The organism is Paraburkholderia mimosarum LMG 23256 = NBRC 106338 (assembly GCF_000739815.1).
GTDB lineage: Bacteria > Pseudomonadota > Gammaproteobacteria > Burkholderiales > Burkholderiaceae > Paraburkholderia > Paraburkholderia mimosarum.
Map to the genome: position 1 here is coordinate 1 of NZ_BBJJ01000257.1, position 3,025 is coordinate 3,025.

Annotated in this window: 2 protein-coding genes; one reads left to right on the plus strand and one right to left on the minus strand. The window is 58.4% G+C overall.

Going from position 1 to position 3,025, the window contains the following annotated elements; all coding sequences use genetic code 11:
* The first annotated feature begins 270 nt into the window (after positions 1-270).
* Positions 271-1,134, plus strand: a complete 864-nt coding sequence (locus BMI01S_RS37180; RefSeq protein ID WP_051381629.1) for a hypothetical protein — start codon at positions 271-273, stop codon at positions 1,132-1,134.
* 1,601 nt (positions 1,135-2,735) lie between these two features.
* On the opposite strand, the gene BMI01S_RS40415 is transcribed toward BMI01S_RS37180, so the two are convergent.
* Positions 2,736-3,014, minus strand: coding sequence for an H-NS histone family protein (locus tag BMI01S_RS40415; protein ID WP_081723664.1), 279 nt, complete (start codon positions 3,012-3,014; stop codon positions 2,736-2,738).
* Positions 3,015-3,025 lie beyond the last annotated feature (11 nt).

Consider the following 3,025-nt stretch of genomic DNA (forward strand, 5'->3'; position numbering starts at 1 on the left):
CGTGCGGCTGCGCTGCATCGACATCAGCTCTTCGCGCTCGGTTTCACTCAGATTCATTTTGCCCATGCACTATTAGATCAGTGCAATTTCATTGGTTCAATGGACTAGCCGGTATCGATGTTGCCTCGACCTATTGCCATCTGCTCGCCCCCGAAGCCCATCGCGACGGCGACACCTGGGCCATCCATCTGCTGGACCTGCAGGCACAGGGACTCGATCCTGAGCACACGCCTCGCCGATGCGGGAGCCGGTCTGCGTGCCGGGCAAAAAATGGCCTGGCCCGATACGCCGTGTCACGGCGACGTGTTCCACATCATTCAGCAAGGTAAATCACTGGCGACGCTCTGGCATCGTGTCGCCAGCGGTGCGCGCACCGGGCGCGAACAGCTAGAAGCGCGTCTGGCCAATCCCCGTCGACGTGGCGAGGATAGCCTCCTCGAAGCCGCGCTGGAAACGCTTCGTCGCAATGAAGCCCATGCGCACGAGCTGGCCGCCGATCTGCGTACCCTGGTTCAGTGGCTCGAACGTGACATCCTGTCACTGGCAGGGCCGGACCTCGCGACGCTTCAACGGCTGTTCGATCTCGTGGTTGCCGAACTGCAGCACCGTGAAGCACAGGACCTATCACGCACAGGCGCATACCAGCGTGCCCTGCAGAACCAGCGCGGCGGGCTGCTCGCTTTCGCCGGCCTACTCGCCGTAAAACTCGACACCATTGCACAAACGCACAACGTGGCGCGCGATCTCGTGCGCGAGGTCTGCATCCTGCATCGCAAGTCCGATACGTCGAGCACGTTCTGGCAAGGATGGAATCGCCTGCTTGCCCGCATCGGTTGCCCGTTTCACGACGTCTACGCCTGCGTATCTGAGGCGCTGCGCAGCACACCGCGCAGCAGCTCGCCGGTCGAAAATCTCAACTCGCGACTGCGCGTATGCCTGACCAACCGGCGACATCTGAAGGGCGGGCGGACCTGGCTTGGTCTGCTGAAGTTTGTCTTCAACCATCGCCGCTTTGTCCGTAGCCGATGCCCTGAGCGAACCGGAAAGACCCCGAGGGAATTGATGAGCGGCAAGCCTCATGATCACTGGCTTACGCTGCTCGGACTCGGCCGCCTCCAGCCGCAGCGAAGCTGACATCGGAAGGTCGTCGCTAACCTCGATTTGCGTGGTAGTCCTCACCATTCCTGGGCTTCCACGCAGGCTGCATCAGCTCGTCCTTGTAACGCAAAAATCGCGTGCTTTGAACCACGCCCGACTCGCCGTTCTGATTAGCGGCGCCGTCACATCTCAAGGGGCCCGCGTGGCCCCTTCATTGTTGATGGATTTACTCAACCTTGCGCCGCCATCTAATGCCGGATCTGCACCGCCGCTAACAAACGCGGAACTCCGGCCGTTAAACGAGCACCCATCATGCCGGAGCATCTCTCAATACGTTTACGGGCGAACAGTTGCTACCGCGTCGCTTCTGCATAGCGAGAGGACCTTAAGGATCGGATCGCTTCGATATCGCTCAGCATTTGATCGAATTCATGGGCTGGCTCCTGATTGATACCCGGACGACTTCCATAGAATTCCTTGACCATTGGTTCCAGAACTTCAAGGATCCGCCCGAGCTGAGAGCCGTATGAAAATAACTCCGTAATGGATCTTTCCGTTTGCGGGTCTCGGGCACCTGGCAATGCCATAGTTTGGTCGACAGCGCCGCTCAGAGGATAATTGTATTGGGGACACCAAAGCCAAGTCAGTGGAAACATGCCGATCTCCTATCCATGGAGTATCATACGAAGAAATTTGAGGAGACGCTGACCAATCCATTCAACTCATCGATGCTGGCGCAAATAGCCGTGATCCATGGAAGTAAATCCTTACGCCCCAATACCGGACATACCTGCGCCATCAATCGCTGCATGAGAGGCGCGCTTCGCCCTCTTCACCAAACCGCGGTAGCTGGTCTTCGTGAAGACTCACAGGCGCTTGATGGCAGCAAACATATCCTCAGCGCGAGCGCGGCTCCGGCACCGTGTCATTCCATCCGCTGCCGCACCCCCAGGAGTTGCATGGATTTCAGTAGCCTTGTAGCGTCCATTGCGGCTTCGCCGCCTAGTTCAAAGTTCAAAAATAGGCAAGCAGGTTGTCCTGCAAGCCCTCTGCGGTTCGTCTGTCATCTGCAGCTTGCCGGGAAGCGCTTCAGCATGTACTTGAAGCCTAACACGGTAACAACAACGTCGGTTGATGTAAGTCATTTCCTTCATTCTTGCTGAGGCAACGATATTCCGTGGTGTAGATAGACCGCATGAACGCCGCCCACCGTTCTGGGAACACACAACGTAGCTGAAATCGCGGCAATCAAGCCGTCTATCGATGTGCCACACAAACGTGTGCGGGTACGTTCCCACAAGCAGCGGCGCCTCAGTGGCGAATCCCAAGTGTTTCGATCACGATCAGGCCACTCCGTGAAAAGCTTTGGCATGACACGCACCTTCCAACAGGCTCTGCCAGTTCGTTTTCGCGGTGCAGCAGAAACTGCCCGGCGGTCTCATGTGCGCTCGACGGACAGCCATGACCATCGGCGGAGGCGCCAAGCGGTACCACGAGATTGCCCGCTTCGGCCGAACATCCGCCGGCCCGGTGGAGTGGAGCAAATGGCCGTTGTTCGTTTGGAACCGGCCGATGGAACTTCGCCCAGTCGAAGGCCAGTTCAGGGTCGATAAAGGTAATCTGGCCGACGCGCTAACTCAGTCGCCAATGAGGTACCTGTCGCGGTTTTTCGCGCCCTTGATCCAGTTAGGCGCACGCCCCCTGCCCGACCACGTCGCGCCCGTCTTTGGATCACGATATTTGGGAGGCACGACGCCCCCGCCGGGCGTCGCACGCGTGCCCCGCCGGCGTCCGAAGATGTCCCGCTCGGTAAACCCATAGTCGGCTACCTTGGCCCTGATGTCTGCAAGCACTTCCTCGAATTCTGCGAGCCGAGCCGACGTAGTACGTATTGAAAGTGTCACCGTTGCGACAATAAATGTGTCAG